Origin of the sequence: Pseudomonas ogarae, assembly GCF_014268695.2 — a bacterium.
Classification (GTDB): domain Bacteria; phylum Pseudomonadota; class Gammaproteobacteria; order Pseudomonadales; family Pseudomonadaceae; genus Aquipseudomonas; species Aquipseudomonas kilonensis.
Window position 1 is genome coordinate 3,207,138 of sequence record NZ_CP077086.1, and the last position, 22,416, is coordinate 3,229,553.

The 22,416-nt window shown below is 61.4% G+C and carries 19 protein-coding genes; 12 read left to right on the forward strand and 7 right to left on the reverse strand.

Annotated elements, in window-relative coordinates; all coding sequences use genetic code 11:
- Window positions 1-26: 26 nt before the first annotated feature.
- Window positions 27-1,697 (reverse strand): bifunctional protein tyrosine phosphatase family protein/NAD(P)/FAD-dependent oxidoreductase, encoded by a 1,671-nt coding sequence (locus HU749_RS13955; RefSeq protein WP_095962246.1) that lies wholly within the window; start codon window positions 1,695-1,697, stop codon window positions 27-29.
- 46 nt (window positions 1,698-1,743) lie between these two features.
- Window positions 1,744-2,622 carry an MBL fold metallo-hydrolase gene (locus HU749_RS13960; RefSeq protein ID WP_079301858.1) on the reverse strand — a complete coding sequence of 293 codons (879 nt, stop codon included), beginning with the start codon at window positions 2,620-2,622 and terminating at the stop codon, window positions 1,744-1,746.
- A gap of 226 nt (window positions 2,623-2,848) precedes the next feature.
- Here HU749_RS13960 and HU749_RS13965 point away from each other — a divergent pair, with 226 nt between their 5' ends.
- The 6 genes from HU749_RS13965 (at window position 2,849) to HU749_RS13990 (ending at window position 7,641) form a co-directional block, all read left to right on the forward strand.
- The gene (locus tag HU749_RS13965) at window positions 2,849-4,171 is read left to right on the forward strand and encodes a sigma-54 interaction domain-containing protein (protein WP_186650768.1); all 1,323 of its coding nucleotides are present in this window, start codon (window positions 2,849-2,851) and stop codon (window positions 4,169-4,171) included.
- A gap of 142 nt (window positions 4,172-4,313) precedes the next feature.
- On the forward strand, window positions 4,314-4,514 hold the full coding sequence (cydP, locus tag HU749_RS13970) for a cytochrome oxidase putative small subunit CydP (RefSeq protein ID WP_139381059.1): 201 nt from the start codon (window positions 4,314-4,316) through the stop codon (window positions 4,512-4,514).
- Complete coding sequence (locus HU749_RS13975) at window positions 4,511-6,082, forward strand: cytochrome ubiquinol oxidase subunit I (RefSeq protein ID WP_079301860.1); 1,572 nt, start codon at window positions 4,511-4,513, stop codon at window positions 6,080-6,082. Before cydP ends, HU749_RS13975 begins: the two co-directional genes overlap by 4 nt.
- Entirely contained in the window at window positions 6,075-7,211 is a 1,137-nt protein-coding gene (cydB, locus tag HU749_RS13980; RefSeq protein ID WP_079301861.1) for a cytochrome d ubiquinol oxidase subunit II, read from the forward strand. Before HU749_RS13975 ends, cydB begins: the two co-directional genes overlap by 8 nt.
- A gap of 23 nt (window positions 7,212-7,234) precedes the next feature.
- Entirely contained in the window at window positions 7,235-7,357 is a 123-nt protein-coding gene (gene cydX, locus HU749_RS13985; RefSeq protein ID WP_003201151.1) for a cytochrome bd-I oxidase subunit CydX, read from the forward strand.
- Window positions 7,354-7,641 (forward strand): cyd operon YbgE family protein, encoded by a 288-nt coding sequence (locus HU749_RS13990; RefSeq protein ID WP_046062234.1) that lies wholly within the window; start codon window positions 7,354-7,356, stop codon window positions 7,639-7,641. The genes cydX and HU749_RS13990 overlap by 4 nt, the downstream gene beginning before the upstream one ends.
- A 112-nt stretch (window positions 7,642-7,753) precedes the next feature.
- On the opposite strand, the gene HU749_RS13995 is transcribed toward HU749_RS13990, so the two are convergent.
- The 3 genes from HU749_RS13995 to HU749_RS14005 are packed head-to-tail and all read right to left on the reverse strand — an operon-like array spanning window position 7,754 to window position 12,016.
- Complete coding sequence (locus HU749_RS13995) at window positions 7,754-8,242, reverse strand: hypothetical protein (RefSeq protein WP_079301863.1); 489 nt, start codon at window positions 8,240-8,242, stop codon at window positions 7,754-7,756.
- A 42-nt stretch (window positions 8,243-8,284) separates the two neighbouring features.
- A complete protein-coding gene (locus tag HU749_RS14000; protein WP_186650765.1) occupies window positions 8,285-11,032 on the reverse strand; it encodes a cation-transporting P-type ATPase in 2,748 nt (915 codons plus the stop codon).
- Between the two features lie 60 nt (window positions 11,033-11,092).
- A complete protein-coding gene (locus HU749_RS14005) occupies window positions 11,093-12,016 on the reverse strand; it encodes a universal stress protein (protein WP_046062237.1) in 924 nt (307 codons plus the stop codon).
- 207 nt (window positions 12,017-12,223) lie between these two features.
- On the opposite strand from HU749_RS14005, the gene HU749_RS14010 reads away from it, so the two are divergent.
- Together HU749_RS14010 and HU749_RS14015 are read left to right on the forward strand one after the other, a co-directional pair.
- A complete protein-coding gene (locus HU749_RS14010) occupies window positions 12,224-13,474 on the forward strand; it encodes an MgtC/SapB family protein (protein WP_186650763.1) in 1,251 nt (416 codons plus the stop codon).
- A 104-nt stretch (window positions 13,475-13,578) separates the two neighbouring features.
- Window positions 13,579-14,490, forward strand: a complete 912-nt coding sequence (locus HU749_RS14015; protein ID WP_014338545.1) for a universal stress protein — start codon at window positions 13,579-13,581, stop codon at window positions 14,488-14,490.
- A 52-nt stretch (window positions 14,491-14,542) separates the two neighbouring features.
- On the opposite strand, the gene HU749_RS14020 is transcribed toward HU749_RS14015, so the two are convergent.
- Window positions 14,543-15,106, reverse strand: coding sequence for a GNAT family N-acetyltransferase (locus HU749_RS14020; protein WP_014338546.1), 564 nt, complete (start codon window positions 15,104-15,106; stop codon window positions 14,543-14,545).
- 246 nt (window positions 15,107-15,352) lie between these two features.
- Between HU749_RS14020 and HU749_RS14025 the strand changes: the two genes are divergently transcribed.
- Window positions 15,353-16,246 carry a universal stress protein gene (locus HU749_RS14025; RefSeq protein ID WP_046062240.1) on the forward strand — a complete coding sequence of 298 codons (894 nt, stop codon included), beginning with the start codon at window positions 15,353-15,355 and terminating at the stop codon, window positions 16,244-16,246.
- On the opposite strand, the gene HU749_RS14030 is transcribed toward HU749_RS14025, so the two are convergent.
- Window positions 16,236-17,219 (reverse strand): zinc-dependent alcohol dehydrogenase family protein, encoded by a 984-nt coding sequence (locus tag HU749_RS14030; protein WP_186650761.1) that lies wholly within the window; start codon window positions 17,217-17,219, stop codon window positions 16,236-16,238. The genes HU749_RS14025 and HU749_RS14030 overlap by 11 nt on opposite strands.
- A gap of 169 nt (window positions 17,220-17,388) precedes the next feature.
- Here HU749_RS14030 and HU749_RS14035 point away from each other — a divergent pair, with 169 nt between their 5' ends.
- The 3 genes from HU749_RS14035 (at window position 17,389) to HU749_RS14045 (ending at window position 22,174) form a co-directional block, all read left to right on the forward strand.
- Window positions 17,389-19,761, forward strand: a complete 2,373-nt coding sequence (locus tag HU749_RS14035) for a phosphoketolase family protein (protein ID WP_186650759.1) — start codon at window positions 17,389-17,391, stop codon at window positions 19,759-19,761.
- Window positions 19,762-19,827: 66 nt separating this feature from the next.
- Window positions 19,828-20,718, forward strand: a complete 891-nt coding sequence (locus tag HU749_RS14040) for a universal stress protein (protein ID WP_095962240.1) — start codon at window positions 19,828-19,830, stop codon at window positions 20,716-20,718.
- A 100-nt stretch (window positions 20,719-20,818) separates the two neighbouring features.
- A complete protein-coding gene (locus HU749_RS14045; RefSeq protein ID WP_079301868.1) occupies window positions 20,819-22,174 on the forward strand; it encodes an MBL fold metallo-hydrolase RNA specificity domain-containing protein in 1,356 nt (451 codons plus the stop codon).
- Window positions 22,175-22,416: the final 242 nt, after the last annotated feature.

Sequence of the window (22,416 nt, forward strand, 5' to 3'; positions counted from 1 at the left end):
CGGTCTCCTGGAGCAGAGGTTTGATTTCATAGGTCCGCCAGTTCAGGTTTTGCCAGCCATTCACGGCCCTTGAGCATGGCTTTCCAGTACAGCGGTGGAAGAATGCGCTCTTTAAGTAGCCAGGCGAGTCTCGAAGGCCGAGTACCGTCGATCAGCCAGGACGGGAAGCTGGGGGCAAGCTTGCCGCCGTAGGTGAATTCAGCGAGAACGACTTTGCCTCGCTCCACGGTCAGCGGGCAGGAACCGTAGCCGTCGTAATGGGCGCTGCCCTTGGCCTTGCCCATGGCCGCCAGCACATTATGGGCGACCACGGGCGCCTGCTTGCGCGCCGCCGCTGCGGTTTTTGCGTTGCTGGTATTGGTCGCATCGCCCAATGCGTGAATATTCGCCCAGGTCTTATGCCGCAAGCTGTCGGGATCGACATCGATCCAGCCCGCCCCATCGGCCAGAGGGCTTACACGGATAAAATCCGGCGCCACCTGGGGAGGTACCACATGCAGCAGGTCGAAGTCGTGCGTCACCAGGTGAGTACTGCCATCGACCTTGACGCACCTGAAGGTCGCCGTTTGTGCCGGTCCATCGACCGACGTTAGCGTGCTGCCGAAATTCAGGTCGATCCCATAGGCGTGGACGTATTCCATCAGGGCCGGCACGTAGTCGGGAACGCCGAACAGGACTGTCCCGGCGGTGCAGAAGTCGATCTCGATATCGTCGAGTACGCCTTGGCGTCTCCAGTGGTCGGCGCACAGGTACATCGCTTTTTGAGGGGCTCCAGCGCATTTGATCGGCATGGGGGGCTGCGTGAAAATCGCCCGGCCACTGCGCAGTTGCTGCACCTGTTCCCAGGTGTAGGGGGCCAGGTGGTACAGATAGTTCGAGGTGACGCCGTTGCGCCCCAGTGTCTGCGGCAGGCCTTCAATGGCATGCCAATCCAGTTTAAGGCCCGGGCACACGATCAACTGCTCGTAGCGGACCACGCGGCATCCATCGAGAATAATGGCGTCGTTTTCAGGTTCGAAGGCCGCAACAGCCGCTTTGATCCAATGCACGCCCCGGGGAATGGTCGCGCCCATCGTGTGGGCGGTTTGCTGTGCCTCGAACACGCCACCGCCGACGAGGGTCCAGCCGGGCTGGTAATAATGCACATCCGCCGGATCAATAATGGCAATGTCCAGGTCTGGCTCGCGGGCCAATAGGCTTGAAGCTGCCGCGATGCCCGCCGCACCGCCGCCGACAATGACCACGGCATGCCGGGCTTCGGCCACGCCAACAGGGGTGCGTCCCTCGTTGGCAATTCTGCGAATGACGCCTTTCATGTCGAAACCGGCTTTCCTGGCGGCTTCGACAATTTTTGGCAAGGGTTGCTGGCCGGCCTGGGACAGTGCCCACATCGTCGTCGAGCGCATGCCGGAGCGGCAATACGCCAACACTGGCTTGGGCAAGGACTCGAGCAATTTGCCGAAGGCAACGCCCTGTTCGTCGGTCACCTTGCCGGACTCTGCGGCAAGGTAATGCGCCTCGATACCCATCGCTTGTGCCGCACGCTGGATGTCGGCAAACAAAGGTTGATCGCTGCCTTCGCCATCAGGCCGGTTACAGATGATGGCGCGAAAGCCGCTGGTTTTGATCTCACTCATTTGGTCGGGATGAATCTGCCCTGAGATCGAGAGGCCGGACGCAAGGTGGCGGATGTCCATGACTGTCTCCGTGATGACGGTTTTTCTTATGAGAGGGGGCGGGTCTTCAGAGCCGATTGAGTGGGATTTTCAGGTAGCACGTGCCGTTCGATTCCGGCTCCGGGAAATGCCCGGCCCGCATGTTGACCTGGACCGATGGCAGGATGAGCGTCGGCATGTCCAGCGAGGCATCGCGCTGGGTGCGCATCGCTACGAATGCTTCTTCACTGATGCCGTTACGGACGTGGACATTGTCGGCACGTTGCTCGGCGACGGTGCTGGAAAATTGCACCTCGCGGCCACCCGGTTGGTAATCGTGACAGGTGTAGAGGAGGGTGTTGGCCGGCAGGCTCAAGACCTTGTTGATGGATCGGAACAAGGTATGCGCGTCGCCACCGGGGAAATCACACCGTGCGGTACCGTAGTCGGGCATGAACAAGGTGTCGCCAACGAATGCCGCCGTTTCCTGACCGTCGCTGATGACATACGTCATGCAGGCGGGCGTGTGGCCCGGTGTGTGGAGCGCACGGCATTGCAGCGTTCCAACTGTGAACGACTCGTCATTGACGAACAGATGGTCGAACTGACTGCCATCGCGGGGCATCTGCCCACCTGTGTTGAACAGCGTGCCAAAGACTTCCTGCACGGCGGTAATCTGGCTGCCGATCCCTATCGTGCCACCGAGTTTTTCCTTCAGGTACGGGGCGGCGGTGAGGTGGTCGGCGTGGACGTGGGTTTCAAGAATCCATTCGACCTTCGCCCCCAACTCGATCACCCGGGCCATCAGCTTGTCGGCCGAGGTGGTTGTGGTACGGCCTGATTTGGGATCGTAATCCAGGACGCTGTCGATCAACGCGCACTGGCGGGTCGCTTCGTCCAGCACCAGATAGCTGACAGTGTGGGTCTCAGGATCGAAAAATCCTTCGACGTACGGTTTTACGGTCATAAACGGTCTCCTTCGGGGCTCTCAGCCGCTTGAAGAACAGACACAGCAATAATGCTGCCATGTCGATCCTGGGCGGCTTAAAAACGCTAACCGTATGATTTTATTGATTTAAATTCATCGGTGCCGACAACGCCTGTTCCGATGTCCAGACAATTAAACTGCCATTGGCAGCGTTTGTTGGCATAGTGGCAGTGTCACCCTTGCTGGATGAATCACTGGAGCCGCGATGACACACAGCCTGCCGCCCACCCAAGACCTGCTTCCGCATCCAGACCAGGTGCAGTCCCTGGTCTCGTTTCTGGAGCACGAGCCCCAGCCGATGATCGTCCTCGATCCCGATTACAACATCCTGGCGGCGAACACGGCTTACCTGCGTCAGTTCGGCAGCGCCGACAGGCCGTTCATTGGCCATAAGTGTTATCGGGTTTCCCACCACTACGATGTGCCTTGTGACCAGGCCGGTGAGAACTGCCCGATGAAAAAGGCCAGGGAGATGCGCAGTCCGGATCGGGTCTTGCACATTCATCACACCCCGCGCGGGCCCGAACACGTCGATGTGGAATTGCGCCCGATCCTCAATGAACACGGCGTCATCACCGCTTATGTGGAGCGCCTTACCCAGGTGCGGAGCGCATCGGCACGGCCTAGCAATGAGGGGCTGGTGGGCAGTTCGCCGGCCTTTAATCAGGCGCTGTTGGAACTGCAGCGGGTAGCGCCCTCGATGTTGCCGGTCCTGCTGCTGGGAGAGTCCGGCACAGGCAAGGAGCTGTTTGCCCGCGCCGTCCATGAAACCAGTGAGCGGGCAGCCGGGCCTTTTGTCGTAGTCGATTGCTCCGGGTTGACCGAAACCCTGTTCGAGAGCGAGCTGTTCGGCCATGAAAAGGGCGCGTTTACCGGCGCCACCGTGCGCAAGGTGGGCCTGGTGGAGACGGCCCAGGGCGGCACGCTGTTTCTCGATGAGATAGGCGACGTTCCCCTGGCCATGCAGGTGAAACTGTTGCGACTGATCGAGTCTGGAACCTATCGCCGTGTCGGCAGTGTGGAAACCCTGCACGCGGATTTCAGATTGGTGGCCGCGACCCATAAGCCGCTGGAGAAAATGCTCGAGAAAGGCGAGTTCAGGCAGGACCTGTACTATCGCATCAGCGTTTTTCCCATCCATTTACCGCCCTTGCGGCATCGCCTTGAAGACATCGGCTTGTTGGTGGATTCGTTCCTGCAACGCTCCGGGATCGGTAAGCGTCGACTGACCATCGATCCCGAGGCGCTGATGCAATTGCAGCGGTCTTCCTGGCCGGGCAACATCCGCGAGCTGCGCAATGTCCTGGAAAGAGCTGCGCTGTTTGCCGACGACGGCGTCATTCACGCCTTGCATCTGCCCGCGCCCCCCGTGGCGTTGTTCGCCCCGGCCTTGACGCCTGCGCCCGATAGCAGGGACCTGGAACAGCTCGTGGCCACTTTCAAAGGCACCCGCAGCGAACTGGCCAACCACCTGGGCGTGAGTGAACGCACGTTGTACCGACGGTTGAAAGAACAAGGCCTGGCCTGAGCCCCATCGAGCCTTGACTGCCAATGACTGCCAGCCCCTGGCAGTTTGGCAGGTTTTATTCCCTCCAAACCAAACGATGAGCTTTGGCGTTTATAGCTAAGTGATTGGTTTATAAGAATAAATAATAAATTCAGGCGTTGGCATGAGCCGTGCTAATGCTTGCCCCATGACTATTTCCGATAAACGACTGCGTCGCCATCTGCTCACAGCAGTGCTGATCAAACTGGTCGTGCTGACAGTGCTGTGGTGGCTGTTCATCAAGGATTCGCGCGTCAGCGTCGACTCGAACACCATCAGCGACAGATTCGGCGTACCCACCTCGGCTCAAGGGGCAAGCAAGTGATCTCAGAACAACTGGTGGATCTGTCACGGCTGCAATTCGCAGCCACTGCGCTGTACCACTTTCTATTTGTGCCGCTCACCGTGGGGATGGTGTGGCTGCTGGTCATCATGGAAAGCGTCTACGTGATGACCGGCAATGTCATCTGGAAAGACATGACTCGCTTCTGGGGCAAATTGTTCGGTATCAACTTCGCGTTGGGCGTGACCACTGGCATCACCTTGGAGTTTCAGTTCGGCACCAACTGGGCGTACTACTCGCACTACGTAGGAGACATCTTCGGTGCTCCGCTGGCCATCGAGGGCCTGATGGCGTTCTTTCTTGAATCGACCATGATCGGGTTGTTCTTTTTCGGTTGGGATCGCCTGAAGAAAGAACATCATTTGCTGGTCACGCTGCTGATGGCCATTGGCACAAACCTGTCGGCGCTGTGGATTCTGATCGCCAATGGCTGGATGCAGAACCCGGTGGGTTCGGAATTCAGTTACATCACCATGCGCATGGAAATGGTGGATTTCTGGGCCGTGGTCTTCAACCCGGTGGCGCAGGCCAAGTTTGTCCACACGGTGTCTGCCGGTTATGTCACCGGCTCGATGTTTGTGTTGTCGATTTCCAGTTGGTACTTGCTCAAGGGGCGTGATGTCGAGTTCGCCAAGCGCAGTTTCCGGGTGGCGGCTGCCTTCGGCCTGGCCTCGGTGTTGAGTGTCATCGTGCTGGGGGATGAGTCGGGTTACACGGTGGGCGAGGCGCAGCAAACCAAGCTGGCGGCCATGGAGGCCATGTGGGAAACCAAACCCGCGCCGGCGGGCCTGACCCTGGTGGCCAGCATCAATGAAGCCGAATCCAGGAATAACTGGGAACTCGATGTGCCGTGGATGATGGGCTTGATCGGCACGCGCTCGGTCAGCAAGCAGATTCCGGGCATCCATGACATCAAGGCGAAAAACCGCGCACGCATTCTGCGGGGCATTACTGCGGTCAATGCGCTTGAAGCACTGCGCGCCGATCGCACCGATAAGGCCGCGTTCGATACTTTCGAAGCGTACAAGGCCGATCTTGGCTTTGGCCTGCTGCTTAAAAAGTACGTCGAGGATGTCAACCAGGCCACGCCAGCCATCATCGACAAAGCGGTGAACGATACCGTCCCGCGCGTGACCCCGATGTTCTGGGGGTTCCGGATCATGGTTGGCCTGGGCTTTGCCATGCTCGTGCTGTTCGGGCTGGCCTTCTGGAGCACCTTGAAGTCGAGCGGCGCACATCATCGCGGGTTACTGCGCTGCGCACTGTTGATGCTGCCTGCGCCATGGCTTGCCTGCGAACTGGGCTGGTTCGTGGCCGAGTACGGCCGCCAACCCTGGACCATCTACGGTGTGTTGCCGACCCACATGAGCGTTTCCACCCTCAGCGTCGATAACCTGTACGGCTCGCTGGCTGGGTTCGTTGTTTTCTACACCGTGCTGCTGGCGGTGGAAATGTTCCTGATGGTCAAGTTCGCCCGCCAGGGGCCCGGCAGCCTCGGTACCGGTCGTTATGTCCACGACGCCAAGTTGAAGGAGCTTCACCATGCTTGATTACTTCACGCTCAAGATCATCTGGTGGGCGCTGGTCGGCGTCCTGCTCATAGGTTTCGCCATCATGGATGGCCACGACATGGGCGTCGGCACGCTGTTGCCGTTCGTGGGGCGCAATGACATGGAGCGCCGCGTCGTGATCAACACCGTGGGCCCGCACTGGGATGGCAATCAGGTCTGGTTCATTACGGCCGGTGGCGCGTTGTTCGCCGCATGGCCGGTGGTCTATGCCACGGCGTTCAGTGGGTTTTATTGGGCGATGATCCTGGTGCTCTGGGCATTGTTCTTCCGCCCGGTGGGTTTCGACTACCGCAGCAAAATCCACAACCCGGTGTGGCGCAGTACCTGGGATTGGGGGCTGTTCGTGGGTGGGGCTGTGCCGCCGCTGGTGTTCGGCATCGCGTTTGGCAACCTGTTGCAGGGCGTACCGTTTCACTTCAATGAGTACCTGGTGTCAACGTATACCGGCAGCTTCTGGCAATTGTTCAACCCTTTCGCGCTGCTGACCGGCGTGGTCAGCAGCGCCATGATTACGCTGCAGGGGGGCACGTACCTGGCCCATCGCACCGAGGGCAGCATTCAGTCCCGGGCGATAAAAGGCGCGGTAGGCGCTGCCATCGTACTGGTGTGTTCGTTTGTCGTAGCGGGCATCTGGCTGCAATGGATCGAGGGGTATCGCATCACCTCGCTTGTGGATACCGCCGGGTTGCCTGACATTCTCGGCAAGTCGGTCGTGAGGGAGGCGGGGGCCTGGATGGCCAACTATGGCCGCTATCCTTCGCTGTGGCTGCTGCCCACGCTTGGCCTGGCCGGCGCAGCCGCTGCGGCGCTGTTGCTGATGAGGCGCCGTACCCTTTGCGCGTTCGTCGCGTCATCGCTTGCAGTGGTGGGCGTCATCAGTACGGCAGGGGTATCGATGTTCCCCTTTGTCATGCCGTCGTCATCGATGCCTGCGGCAAGCCTGACCGTGTGGGACAGTGTTTCCAGTCACCTGAGCCTGGCCATCATGTTCTGGGCCACGTTGTTCTTCATGCCATTGATCGTGATCTATACCGCTTGGGCGTATCGCGTCATGCGCGGCAAGGTCACGGCCACCCAGATCAAGGCCAACGAACATTCGGCGTACTAGTGTCGACAGAGGAGTAAAGCAATATGTGGTATTTCGCCTGGATGCTGGGAGTCGGTTTCGCACTGCTGCTGGCGATACTCAATGCGATGTGGGGTGAGAACGAGGCCGGTCGAGCCATGAGCGATCGTGACGAGGCGCAGCCATGACGCCGGATGTCGCTGACGTTCAGCCCTCGTCACGGCTGCATCGGCTGAGCCTGGTCGTCGCGGTGACGATCATGCTGGCCTGTACGCTCTACCCGCCACTGATGACGGCGCCGGATGGGAAAGCCGACCATGCGCTGGCAACGGCATTGTTCATCGCTATGAGCGTGGCCTTTGTCAGAGGGGTGGGGTTCATTCCGCGCAGGCTTGTCTGGCGAAGGATGTTCTCAGGCTGGACCTGCCTGGTGGCGCTTGCGCTTGCCGGCGGGTTGAAGTTCTTGCACTGAGGCCTGATGACAAGCCCCGCGATGACTACACGGTTATCGAAAACCTCACCTGCCGACGCGGCAGGTGGGGTGGGCAGCACTTGGAGGCCAGGCGCTGCCCAGGGAGACAGGTCTAGGGAGCTGGCGTACCCATATTCTGCTGGTGCTGCATCATCTGCTCCATCATCATCTGTTGCATGCCCATGTTTCGGTCCATCATGTACTGGTGCTGCTTCATCTGCTCGGGCGTCATCTGGGAATAGTGGTTGCCCATTTGTTTCCAACCCATCATCGGGCCGTTTCCCTTCATGTGGCCGCCCATCATTCCACCCCCGCAACACCCCATCATCCCATTCATCATCTGCATGCTTTGCCGCATCGAGGCCTGGTGCTCTTGCATGAGTTTCTGGCGTTGCGCCGGATCGGTGGTTTTCTGGATCAGGCTCATTTGCTCCTGCATCTTCTTCAGGTTTTCCTGGGCCTTCGCCATATCCTGGTCAAATTGCTCGATGCTCATCGACTGCGGCGCCGGCTTGGCGGCGTCGGTGGCTTGCTGGGCAAAGGTCAGCGTGGGGAAAAGCACCGCGGTCAGGGCGAGGGCGGCGAGTCTGGGTGCGTTCATGGTTCAGTTCCTTGCAGGCTGGTGGAGCGGGGAGTGGGATCGTCACGGTTGACGATCGGACTCGGTTAAACGCAGTCGAAGCTGTTTTTCAATTTCGATGATGGCGAACAGCGCAATGCCCACCGCGATGATCAGCAGTCCGTCCTTGAAGGGGACCGCTTGGGTCGCGAACACGGCTTGCAGCGGCGGCGCGTAGGTGATGGCGAACTGGGCTACGGTCACCACCGCGATGGTCGCCCACACAACCTTCGTACCTCGAAGGCCCTTCCAGGTCAGCGACGTGCCGTAGAGATTGCGGATAAAGAACAGATGGAAAATTTCCATCACCACCAAGGTGTTCACCGCCAGGGTGCGGGCCAGTTCGACGGAGTAGCCTCGGTCCAGGGCATAGGTAAAGATGCCGTAGACACCGCACAGGAACAGAATGGAAACCAGCACCATATGCCAGACCAGTGCGCCGCTGATCAACGGCGCCTGTCGTGAGCGCGGAGGCCTGCGCATGGTGTTGTCTTCGGTTGGTTCGAACGCCAACGCGACACCCAGCGTGATGGCGGTGATCAGGTTGATCCACAGGATCTGTATCGCCGTGACTGGCAATGTAAGGCCAAACAGCAGCGCGACAATCAGGGTCATTGTCTCGCCCGCGTTGGTGGGTAATGTCCAGCTCAGGACTTTCTTGATGTTGTCATAGACCGTCCGGCCTTCACGCACAGCGGCCACGATGGAGGCGAAGTTATCGTCCGCCAGTACCAGGTCTGCGGCTTCCTTGGCCGCTTCACTGCCTTTGCCGCCCATGGCGATGCCGGCATCTGCGCGCTTGAGCGCTGGCGCGTCGTTGACGCCGTCACCGGTCATCGCCACCGTCATGCCGTTGAGTTGCAGCAACGTCACCAGCCGCAGCTTATGTTCGGGGCTGGTACGCGCGAAGATGTTCACTTGCTTGAGCGATTCCCTGAGGGTGGCATCGTTCATGGCGTCCAGGTCGTTGCCGGTCAGGACCTTGTCGGGGTTGTCCAGGCCGATCTGTTCACCGATGGCGCAGGCGGTACCGGCGTGGTCGCCGGTGATCATTTTCACGACAATGCCGGCCGCCTGGCATTGCTGGATCGCCTGGATCGTTTCCGGGCGGGGCGGGTCGATCATCCCGACCAGGCCAAGCAAGGTCAGTGTCCCTTGCACATCGGCAAATTCCAGGATGGCGTGTTCGGGCGGGACTGACCTGACGGCGAGCGCCAACACGCGTTGGCCTTTGCCGGCGATGGCATTGGCCTGCGCGTGCCAATAGTCGGCATCGAGCGGGGCCGTTGCCCCCAGGCTGCTGCGCTGGCGCGTGCACATGCTCAGAATCTGCTCTGGCGCGCCTTTGACATAAATCGCGGCTTGCCGGTCATGGTTGTGATGCAGTGTTGCCATGAAGCGGTGTTTGGCGTCGAACGGAATGGCATCGGTGCGGGCCCAGGTGCCGCGTTCCTCTTCGGCGTTGATGCCGGCCTTGGCGCAAAACACCAGCAATGCGCCCTCCATGGGATCCCCTTCGACTTTCCAGGTGTCTTCGTGCTGCCTCAAGCTTGCGTCATTGCAAAGGCTGGTCGCGCGCCCCAGTTCGGCCAGCACCGGGTGGTGAGAGGTGTCGATCAACTGATCGGCAAGGTTCATGTTGCCCGAGGGCTGGTAGCCGACGCCGTCGACCGTGAAGGTCAGGTCGCTGGTGACGACGGATGCCACCATCATCTCGTTACGGGTGAGGGTGCCGGTCTTGTCGGTGCAGATGACCGATACCGAGCCCAGGGTTTCGATGGCCGGCAGGCGCCGAACGATGGCGTTGCGATGGGCCATCGCCCGCACGCCCACCGCCAGGGTGATGGTGAGTACGGCGGGCAACCCCTCGGGTATGGCCGCGACTGACATGCCCACCACGACCATGAATATCTCGGTGAAGACGTAATGCCCGACAAAGTGGCCATAAGCGAGTAGCAGGCCGGCGATCAGCAATATCAATAGCGTCAGCCAGCGGGCGAAGACATCCATTTGCTGTATCAGGGGCGTCGTCAGCGACTCTACTGTCGACAGCAGGTTGCTGATGTGCCCGATTTCAGTCGATGTCGCGGTGGCGACAACGACCCCTGTCGCTTGTCCGCAGGTCACCAGGGTGCCACTGAAGGCCATGCAGGCACGATCACCCAGGGCTGCTTCGATGCGCACCGGTTCGGTATTTTTTTCAGCCGGTGCGGACTCTCCGGTCAGGATGGCTTCCTGGACCTGGAGCCGGTTGGCATGCAGCAGGCGCAGATCCGCCGGGACTTTGTCGCCGGCCTCCAGCAAGACGATATCGCCGGGTACCAGTTCCTCGCCTGCGATGCCCAGGCGTTCGCCGGCACGAATCACGGTTGCACGGGGCGCCAGCATGTCGCGGATGGCATCCATGGCCTGTTCGGCCTTGCCTTCCTGGACATAGCCAATGATCGCATTGGCCACCACGACAGCGAGAATGACCACCGTGTCCCACAGGTGCTGCAGCGTTGCGGTGATTGCAGCGGAACCGAGCAGCACATAAATCAGGATGTTATGAAATTGCAGCAGAAATCGCCGCCATGCTGGCCGCCGGGCGGACGCTGACAACCGGTTGAAACCCGTACGCTCGAGCCGGGCCTGGACTTCGGCGATGTCCAGCCCGGCTTGCTCATCGACACCCAGGTGTTTGAGCGCCTGTTCGGCGGGCAACGTGTACCAGGCCAGGCTCTGCGAGGGCGTTGTCGGGTGCGCCGCTGGTATGTTGCTCGGTCGGTTCATCAGCCGCGTTCCTGTGGGTGCGGAGCGGTTGTTCTGCAGGCCATCGGCACAGCTCTGCCTTCAGCCCACCTGCTGCGGCGCAATCACCCACACGCTGCAGGGCATCTTGTACAGCAGGCCTTCCACAGTGCTGCCGATCAGCTTGTCCAGGCTGCCGTAGCGCACGCGCCCCATGACGATGACATCAATGTCATTGGACGCGGCGTAGCTCGCCAACACTTTGGCCGGGTCACCCATGATCATGCGGCGCTGGTCCGGGGCGATGCCATTGCGTTCGGCCAGGGCATCGAATGCCGCGCCCTGGGACTCGTAGAGCTGACGGGCCAGGGTCGAGGAGAAGAACATCGAACCGTTGCCAAAACCGTATTCAGCGGCGGTAATGGACGAAAGGTCATAGGCGTAGATGACTTCCAGCGTCGCGTCGCAGCTGCTGGCCAGCTTGTTGGCTTCGCTCAGGATCCGATCATTGAGGCCTTCGTAGCGGCCGTCCTGATGGAACGGGTCGATGGCCGCCAGGATCTTGCGCGGGCGGGCGTGGGTGACCTTGTTGACGAAGTGCAGCGGAACTTCGCATTCGCGCAGCAGGTGCACGTCCAGCGGCGTGAACATCAGTCGGGAAAACCACGACTCAGGGTCCACCGACTTGATCAGCGCATCCATCGGCGCTTCCTTGAGGTGGACCAGGATCTCCTGCAAGGGGCGCTCGACCCACGTCACTTCTGTCGTGACCTCGATACCGAGTTTGCGCAGGGGCCTGGCCTGTTCCTCCAGCCACTGCCGATGGCGCTCGATGTAGCCCAGGCGCATCTGCTCCAGTGCCTGCTCATTGACCAGGCCGGCCGTGGCCAGGCCTTCGAGGTAGTCAAAAGCGACAATATGTAGCGCGGCGCCTTCGGCCTTGGCCAGTGCGGCAGCCCGGTCGAACGCCGGGCTGTGTTCCATCAGCGGCGAGACGACCAGCATCAAGCGTGATTGCGTAGACATGACAAACCTCCCGGGCAAGGACCTGTTGGCGCCGGGCGACGTTTCGCGCGGCGTGGTGTCTGTCATCAATCATGAGCGTCATGGCGCCCGCTAACTTGATTTGCATCAAACACGCTTCAAAGCGTTGCGTCGAAGGCGGCAGCGGCGAGGCAATCGCGCTATGTTTGAGCATGAACCGTCGCCCCAGGGCGCCAGAGAGCCGTAACCATGACTGAAACCCTGGCCTTCGCCAATGCCGCCGCCGCGCTGGGAATCGGCCTGCTGGTGGGGCTTGAACGCGAACGGCGCAAAGGCGAGGGCGACCGGCGCGACTTCGCCGGCCTGCGCACCTTCGCCATCACGTCGGTGCTCGGCTACCTGGCGATCCAGGCGGGCGGTCCCTTGTTGCTGGGGGGCATGACCCTTGCCCTGGGTGCCTTGGTGACCGTGGCCTATTGGCGAAATCTCGATAAGGACCCGGGCATTACCAGCGAGGTGGCGTTATTCGCGGTATTGGCACTGGGTGCGCTCTGTGCGAGCGCCCCGGGCCTGGCGACCGCGATTGGGGTGGTGATGGCCGGGCTGCTCGCCAGCCGCCAGGCGTTGCACCACTTTGCCCGCAACCAATTGACGGCCACCGAGATGCGCGATGGCCTGGTGCTGTTGATCGCCGCGCTGGTCGTGCTGCCGCTGGCGCCGGATCGATTCCTCGGGCCTTATGACGCCATCAACTTGCGCAACCTGTGCACCCTCACCGTCATGCTGATGGCGGTGGGTGCGCTGGGGCATGTCGCGGTTCGAACCCTGGGGACCCGCTATGGCTACGCCCTCAGTGCGATTGCCTCGGGGTTTGCTTCTGCCACGGCGACTGTCGCGACCATGGGCGGTATCGCGGCCAAAGAGCCGATCAATCTCAAGGTGGTGAGCGCTGCGGCGATGTTATCCAATCTGGCGACGGTGACTCAAATGGGCCTGATCCTCGCGGCCGTGGACCCCGCGCTGCTGCGTTGGATGTGGGGGCCGTTGGTGTGCGGAATGCTGATGGTATTGCTCTACGCCGGCGTGCTGATGTTTCCCCGGCCAAGGGCGCGGGCCGATGAGCCCATCAAGCATGGCGGTGCCTTCAGCCTCAAGCTGGCGTTGACCATGGTCCTGGCGATGGCCGCTATCACCGTCCTCTCGTCGGCGATGCTCGATGCGTTTGGCCAGGCCGGGGTAACCGTCACCGCGATTTTCAGCGGGTTACTCGACGCCCACGCCTCGACAGCCTCCATTGCTTCCCTGGCCAAGGGCGGGTTGTTGCCCTTCGATGGCGTCGCCGTGCCGGTCCTGATGGCGCTGAGCAGCAACTCCCTGAGCAAATGCGTCGTAGCCTGGCTCAGTGGCGGGCGAAGGTTCGCCGGGTATGTGATTCCCGGTCAGGTGTTGGTCACGCTGGCGATGTGGGCGGGGCTGTTGCTCCCGAGTTTGTCAGCCTGAGTGAATGATGGCTGTTTGATGAAGATCAAGTCCTGTCTCTGGCAGGCGTCCATTCTGGAGCCCTCAATCCTTTAAGTGGCTATTGCCACGTGCCGAGGTGTTCCATGTCCCAGACTCAACGTTTGTTGCTAGTGGCGCCTGACGCCATGATCCGTACGCCGGCGTTCGACCGCGCCACCGAGTTGGCCCTGGCCCTGGACCTGCCCCTGCACATCGTGGCGTTCGACTACCTGGAGTTGCTCTCGGTGGCCGGTCTGTTCGCCCCGGAGCAGGTCAAGCAAGCGCGTGAGGGCTATCTGGAAACCCATCGGCATTGGCTGTGGCAACAGGCCGAACTGGCGCGCCGGCACGGCGTCGAGGTGACCTGCGAGGTGGTTTGGAGCAAGGATGCCTTCCAAGCCTTGCAGCAATACGTCAAGGAGATGCCGATGGCGTTGATCATCAAGGACGCGCAGCCGGAACCGGCGATGAAGCGGGTGTTTTTCACGCCCCTGGACTGGCGCTTGCTGCGCGACTGCCCGGTGCCGGTGCATCTGGTCACGGATTCGCGTAACCCGCGGCCTCGGCGGGTCCTGGCGATTGTCGATGTGCTGCGCAGCGAGGAGCAGGACCTGGTATTCAACGACCAGATCGTCGACGCCGCGGTCAAACTGGCCGAGCAATGCAACGCCCAGGTCGAGTTGCTGCACGCCTTCGATTGGACGGCTGTCTACGCCTCGGACATGGGCATGGGTGCGCTGCCCCTGGCCACCGGGCTCTATGAAGCGTTGGGCCAGGCACAACATGAGGTGTTCGAGTCCCTGGCCGAGCGGCATGGTGTCGCGCCGCAGCAGCGCCACTTCATTGAAGGGGCACCGCTGAGCAGCATTTGCACCTTCGCCAGCGATCACCAGATCGATGTCATCGTCATGGGCACCACGGCGCATCGTGGCCTGGACAAGCGCCTGGGCACCACCGCCGAGCTACTGCTGCAACGGGCGCCTTGCAGCGTGTTGGCGATCAAGCCGCAAGCGTGATTGGAGCAACGCTGCGCGAGGTCATACCAAGGCCTCGCGCCAGCGTTCGGGGCTAAAGGTAGAGCCGGTGGATGACCTGCCGGGTGTCGTCGGGATCGCTGTGGGTTTCAAAACCCAGGCTATGGGCCAAGTCCCGCATCGGGGCATTGCTGGCGGCATCGACGGAGTACATCTGGCGGTAGCCGTTTTTACGCGCGGTGTCGATCAGGTGTTCCATCAACAACGTCCCCAGCCCCAGGTGTTGCCAAGGGTCGGCGACCGTCACCGCACACTCGCATTCGTGTTCCTGGGTCGCGCAATAGCGACTGACCCCGATCTCGATCAACTCGCCGTTGTCATGGACCAGGGCGATGTAGGCCATGCGCGTCTTGCAGTCGACGTCCATCAAATTATCGAGCAGCGCCGCACCTGGCTCATTGATCTGCGCCAGGAAACGCATGTGCCGGGACTCCGGTGACAGGCGCATGATGAAGTCGTATTCGCGCTGGCGATCCTGGTCCCTGAGCGGGCGGATCAAGACATGCCGGCCGTCCTTGAGTGCCTGGATCCAGTGCTTGCCACTGATGCTGGCATACAGGGCTGCGGCGCGTTCGTTGTGGTCTTTGACAGTGAGCATGGTGCGATCCTCCCTCGGATGTGCACGTGCGGTGCGATAAAAAGCTCCGCATTCGATACTGTTCTACGCCCGCCACGGCGATCGATTCTGATCTGGATCAGTGCCCGCGTATCCGTCCGTCGATTGTCCTGCCTTTGATTCAGATCAAACCGTCCGGGGCCTTGATGGGCGCACGCTGAAGATCGCGCCGGAAAAGGCCGGTGCAAGGTTCTGGATTTCGTGTGGGCAATCCGATGGAGGTGTGCGATGGGGCAATACCAGCGTCTGCTATTGATCGTCGAACCTGATCTGCACCCCTCCGCCGCGATGCGCAGGGCCTGTGCCCTGGCCCGGGCCAGCGGTGCCGCACTGCACTTGTGCGCGTTCGTCCAGCCACCGGCCCGCACTCACCTATGGGGTGAAAAAATCGATGAGGCGAGTGTGCAGCGTTATCTGCACCGCTACCGCCGCTGGATGGTGGAGGAGGCGGCGCTGCTCAGGGAGGAAGGCCTGGATGTGACGACTCACGTGGTGTGGACCCTCCATCCGTTGCTGGACATCTTGCGCTACGTCGAACAGTTCCAGCCTGACCTGCTGATCAAGGACGTCACCCTCGAACCGTTGCTCAAGCGTGTGTTCGCAACGCCGCTGGACTGTCATTTGTTGCGCGACTGTCCGGTGCCGGTGCATCTGGTCAACCACGCGGTGCACGGCTTGCCGCGCCGGGTCGTGGCGGCGGTGGACCCCTCGGACCCCGAGGCCAATGCCTTGAACGAGCGTATCGTCCAGACGGCCACCGCGCTGGCCCGGCAATGCGACGCCTCGTTGCATCTGTTGTACGCCTGCGACCTGTCGCCGGCCTTCAATGGCGAAGCCTCGTTGCTGGCCGGTGCCTGGGATGACGACTTTGCCGACGCCTTGCGCGAATCGCTGCATGCGGCGTTTATCAGCCTGGCCGAGCGCTGTGGCGTACCGGCGGAACGTCGGCACTTTGTGGTTGGCCTGCCGGTGCCGGTCATCCAGGAGTTCATCGACGAATTCGAGGCCGACGTGGTGGTGATGGGTACTGTGCACCGCGCCGGTCTTGAACGTTTGATTGGCAGCACGACAGAACGCGCCTTGTACTCGGTGCCGGGCAGTGTGCTGGCGGTCAAGGGATGAGTACGATGGCCCCGTTGACCTGTCCGCTCCTCAGGCGCTCCAGGGCCTGGTTGGCCTGGATCAGGGGGTAGCAGGTCACGTTGCAATGCACGGGCGTGCGCTGGATCTGTTCGAAAAACGCCACGCCGTCCGCGCGGGTCAGATTGGCCACTGAACGCACACTGCGCTCCTGCCACAACAGGCGATAGGGGAAGGCGGGGATGTCGCTCATGTGAATGCCTGCGCACACCACGCAACCGCCTTTGGCGGTGGCTTGCAAGGCCAACGGCACCAGTTCGCCGACGGGGGCGAAGATCAGGCTGGCGTCCAGTAGATGTGGCGGGAGCTGGTCCGATGCCCCGGCCCAGGTCGCGCCCAGCGAACGGGCATAGTCCTGGCCGCTGTCATCACCGGGGCGAGTGAAGGCATAGACTTGCTGGCCCCGGCCCACGGCGACCTGGATCGCCAGGTGCGCAGCGGCACCGAAGCCATAAAGGCCCAAGTGAGGGGCGTTTTGTGCCATCTGCAAGGCCCGGAAACCGATCAGACCTGCACACAGCAAGGGCGCGGCTTCGGCGGCCTCCAGTGTGTCGGGCAGAGGGAAGCAGAACCGCGCATCGGCGACGGTGTAGTCGGCATAACCACCGTCCAGCTGGCAGCCGGTGAACAGTGCCTGGTCGCAGAGGTTCTCCCGGCCCGAGCGGCAGAACTCACACACGCCACACGTCCATCCCAGCCAGGGCACGCCCACCCGTCGGCCGATCCAGTCCGAGGCAACTTGCGCGCCGACGGCGGCGACCTCACCGACAATCTCGTGGCCCGGTACCCGAGGCAATCGAGCCTGGGGCAGTTCACCGTCGAACAGATGCAAGTCGGTGCGGCACACACCGCAGGCTTGCACCTTGATCAGCATTTGCCCGGCGGCCGGCGTCGGTTGGGGACGTTCCTCCAGTTGCAAGGGCTGGCCAATCGTGTGCAGGACCATGGTGCGCATGAGCATTCTCCTGTGTGAGCGGGCGCTCGCCATGCCAGTGAGCGGCGCCAGGGCATCGAGCAAGCACCTTGTATGACCTTAGCGTCCCTGGTTCTGATGTAAATCAAGTCACCCTTATTCCCGTGTTCCAGAATCAGGCATGGCAACCCTGTTTTTTGCGGAGGACGTGATGAGCGATTTTCTCAGCCCCGACCAGTTGGAAGGCATTGACGCCTATTGGCGCGCCTCCAATTACCTGGCCGTGGGACAGATCTACCTCAAGGACAACCCGTTGCTGCGCAAACCGCTGCAACGCGATCACGTCAAGCCGCGCCTGCTGGGCCACTGGGGCACGACGCCGGGGCTAAATCTGATTTACGTGCACCTCAATCACCTGATCAAGTCCCGTGACCTGAACATGATCCTGATCACCGGTCCCGGTCATGGCGGTCCGGCCATCGCCGCCCAGAGTTACCTGGAGGGCAGCTTTACCCAGTGTTATCCCTCGGTGGAGCAGAACGAAAACGGAATGTTGCGTTTGTTCCGGCAATTTTCCTGGCCTTATGGCTTATCCAGCCATGTCTCCGCGCAGATTCCCGGCTCCATCCATGAAGGTGGGGAATTGGGTTATTCCCTGGCCCATGCCTATGGTGCGGCGTTCGACAACCCTGACTTGATCGTGGCCTGCGTCATCGGTGATGGTGAGGCCGAAACCGGCACGTTGGCGGCGAGCTGGCACTCCAACAAGTTCCTCAACCCCAGGCGTGACGGCGCCGTGCTGCCCATTCTTCATCTCAACGGTTTCAAGATCGCCAACCCCACGCTGCTGTCGCGCATCAGTGAGGACGAGTTGTCGGCCCTGATGTATGGCTATGGCTACGATCCTTATTTTGTCGAAGGCGACGATCCGCAAGCGGTGCACCAACAGTTGGCCAGGACCCTGGACGGCATGTTGCTCAAGATTCGCGAAATCCAGCGCACGGCCCGCGCGGATTCGTCGGGACGTACCCTGGAACGCCAGCTCTGGCCGATGCTGGTGTTGCGCACGCCCAAGGGCTGGACCGGTCCGAAATTCGTCGATGGCCAGCAGGTCGAAGGCACCTGGCGCGCCCACCAGGTGCCGCTGAGCCACTTCGAGCTGCCCGTGCATTTGACGCAACTGGAACAATGGCTCCAGAGCTACCGTCCGCAGCAATTGTTCGACGACAACGGCGCGTTGCTGCCGGACATTGCCGCGTTGGCGCCGACGGGACATCGGCGCCTGGGCGCCAATCCCCATGCCAATGGCGGCGTGCTGCTCAAACCCTTGGAACTGCCCAGGTTCACCGATTACGCCGTGCAATTCTGCGCGCCCGGCAGCCTGCAGGCAGAGGCCACCCGGGTGTTGGGCGGTTTTGTCCGTGATGTGATGAAGCACAACCTGCAGGCAGGCAATTTCCGCCTGTTCGGCCCCGACGAAACCGCCTCCAACCGCCTTGATGCGGTGTACGAGGTCAGTGGCAAAACCTGGATGGCGGCCCTGGAGGCGGGCGATACGAACCTGGCGTGCGACGGTCGGGTGATGGAAATCCTCAGCGAACAGGTGTGTGAAGGCTGGCTGGAAGGGTATTTGCTGACTGGCCGGCATGGGCTGTTTTCCTGCTATGAGGCGTTCATCCACATCGTTGATTCGATGTTCAATCAGCACGCCAAATGGCTCAAGACCGCCGCCCAGATCCCGTGGCGCGCGCCGATTGCTTCGCTCAATTACCTGCTCACGTCCCATGTCTGGCGACAGGACCACAATGGCTTTTCCCACCAGGACCCGGGCTTCATCGATCTGGTGGCGAACAAGAGCGCCGACGTGGTGCGTATCTACCTGCCAGCGGACGCCAATTGCCTGTTGTCCGTGGCCGATCACTGCCTCAAGAGCCGCGATTACATCAATGTGATCGTGGCCGGCAAGCAGCCTGAATGGCAGTGGCTGGACATCGATTCGGCCGTTCGACACTGCTCGGTCGGAATCGGTCGCTGGGCCTTTGCCTGCAACAATGACGAAGACCCGGACGTGGTGATGGCCTGTGCCGGTGACGTGCCAACCTTGGAAACCCTGGCCGCTGTGACGCTGTTGCGTGAATACGTGCCCGACCTGCGCGTGCGGGTGGTCAATGTCGTCGACCTGTTGGCCCTGCAACCGCCGCAACAGCATGCCCATGGGTTGCCGGACGCCGAGTTCGATGGTTTGTTTACCGTGGATAAGCCGGTGATTTTCGCCTTTCACGGCTATCCGTCACTGATCCATCGGCTGGTCTACAAGCGTCACAACCACGATAACTTCCATGTCCGCGGTTTCATGGAGGAGGGTGCCACCACTACGCCGTTCGACATGGCGGTCATCAACCACCTGGATCGCTACCAGCTGGCGCTCGATGTCATCCAGCGCGTGCCGCGGTTGCAGCCGTTGGTGGACAGCGCTCGGGATCGCTACTGGGCAACCATGGAAAAGCATCAGCTGTACCTCATCGAGCATGGGCAGGACATGCCCGAAGTCTTGAATTGGCGCTGGACGCCGACGCCGCAATGACGGCCAACATGCCTCATGGCATCGACGCTGCGCCGTGGCGTTCGAGCCCGACTTTGGAGACCCATCATGAGCCAGTACCAACGCCTGTTGCTGATCCTCAATCCGGCACAACGTCATTCGCCCGCCCTGCATCACGCCGCGGCCCTGGCGGCGGCCAGTGGGGCGCACTTGCATGTCACCGCCTTGATTCCCTCGCTGGACATTCTTTCGCTGCTTGAAGAGGGGCCTCGTGAGGAGGCGCGGCAGAACTATCTCCAGGACCATCGCCATTGGTTGGAGGATGAGGCGGACAAGATGCGCCGCCGTGGCCTGCGGGTCACCACTGAGGTGGAATGGGCCCAGAAGATGGGCAAGCAGATCCTGCAACACGTTACGCAGATCCAGCCGGATTTGCTGATCAAGCAGGTACAACACGAGCCCATGCTCAAGCGGGCTTTCTTCACCCCGCTGGACTGGCAACTGCTGCGTAACTGCCCGGTGCCGATGTACCTGGTGGGGGCCACCGGTCATGCGCTGCCGCGTACGGTGGTCGCGGCGGTGGATCCTTCCAGTGCGTTTGCCCAGAACAGCGGGCTGAATGACCGGATCATCCGCCAGGCAATGAGCCTGGCCTTGCAGTGCGACGCCGAGCTGTATCTGGTTCACGCCTATGAGGTGTCGTCAGTCTATCTGGGGGATGCGGGCGGTGGCGGCCTGTCGCTGTCGCAGCTCAGCAAGGAACTGCGCAGGAGCCTGGAAAAAACCTTCCTGGAACTGGCGAACCTGTTTGGTGTGCCGGCCGAGCGCAGGCATTTTCTGCTGGGGCATCCGGTCTCGGCCCTGAGTGAGTTTGCCCTGGAGCATGAAGTGGATGTGATCGTCATGGGGCGATTCCAGCACGACGATCTGTATGGGCTATTGGGCAGCACGACCGAACACATCCTGTACCAGGTGTCGTGCAGTGTTCTGGCGGTGTGATGAATCGGGCTTGACCGCTGGGTTGTTGACAAAGATCAACGGCAACGAGGTCAAACAATGGGACCAATAGACTAACGATCGATTGTCCAGGAGCACCGCCATGCGCATGACATTTCTCGGGGCCGCCGGTACGGTCACTGGCAGCAAGTACCTGCTGGAACATGACGATCAGCGCATCCTGATCGACTGCGGCCTGTTCCAGGGCTACAAGCAGTTGCGCCTGCACAACTGGGATCCCTTCGAACTGCCGATGCGTGACCTGGATGCGATCGTACTGACCCACGCCCATCTGGACCACAGCGGCTACCTGCCGGTGCTGGTGCGTAATGGCTATCGCGGCCCCATCTATGCGTCGCCGGCGACCTGCGAGCTGGTGAAGATCCTGCTGCGTGACAGTGCTCGCTTGCAGGAAGAAGAAGCCGAATACGCCAACCGCAAGGGGTTTTCCAAACACGCGCCGGCCTTCCCGCTGTACAGCCGTGAACACGCTGAACGAGCGCTGAAACTGCTGCGCCCGATTGCCTTCGAACACCCGGTGGAGATCGCCCGGGGGATAACCATCTTGCTGCGTCGCGCCGGGCACATCCTCGGTGCCGCGACGGTACAGGTCCAGGCCGGTGGGGTGACGCTGGTGTGTTCCGGGGACCTGGGGCGACCCGAGGATCCGGTGATGTTCGCGCCGAAGGTCATCGAGCAGGCGGACGTTCTGTTGGTGGAGTCCACCTATGGCGACCGTCGACACCCACACGAGTCGCCGGAAGACCAATTGGCTGAGGTGATCACTCGCACCGCGCTGCGCGGTGGCATCACGTTGGTGCCCTCATTCACGGTTGGCCGGGCCCAGTTGCTGATGTACCACCTGTATCGCCTGAAACAACGCCGGGCGATCCCCGATATCCCGATCTACCTCAACAGCCCCATGGCCATCGACGTCACCCGGTTGTACCAGCGCTTTGGTGACGAGCATCGTCTCTCCAGGGAAGAGTGCGAAGGCATGTGCCACATCGCCCATCCGGTGCGCTCGGTCAAGGACGCCATGGCCCTGGACCTGCAACGCACCCCGGCGGTGATCATCGCCGCCAGCGGCATGGCCACCGGCGGGCGCGTGCTGCACCACCTCAAGAGCCTGGCGCCCAACCCCATCAACACCTTGCTGATGCCCGGCTTCCAGGCAGGCGGTACGCGAGGCGCGAGGATTGTGGCGGGCGAGCCTGCGGTGCGCATCCATGGCAAGGACGTGCCGATCAATGCCGAAGTGGTGCCCATGCAAACGCTCTCGGCCCATGCCGATGCCGACGAAATCATGCAATGGCTGCGCGGTTTCAAGACACCACCCCGGCACACCTATGTCGTGCATGGCGAGCCCAATGCGTCCGATGTCCTGCGCCACCGCATACGCGACGAATTGGGTTGGTCAGTGTCGGTGCCGGAGTACCGCGATAGCGTCGAACTCTGACCCACCGCATTCGCGAGCAGGCTCGCTCCCACAGGGGGATTTTCTGTGTTCGCGGGATTTGTGCCCGCCACGGCCCAGTGTGGGAGCGAGCTTGCTTGCGAAGGCGGCGGCCCAGCCGAATATAGATGCCAACTGATCCACCGCTATCGCGAGCAAGCTCGCTCCCACAGGGGGATTTTCTGTGGTCGCCGGATTTGTGCTTGCCACGGTCCAGTGTGGGAGCGGGCTTGCTCGCGAAGGCG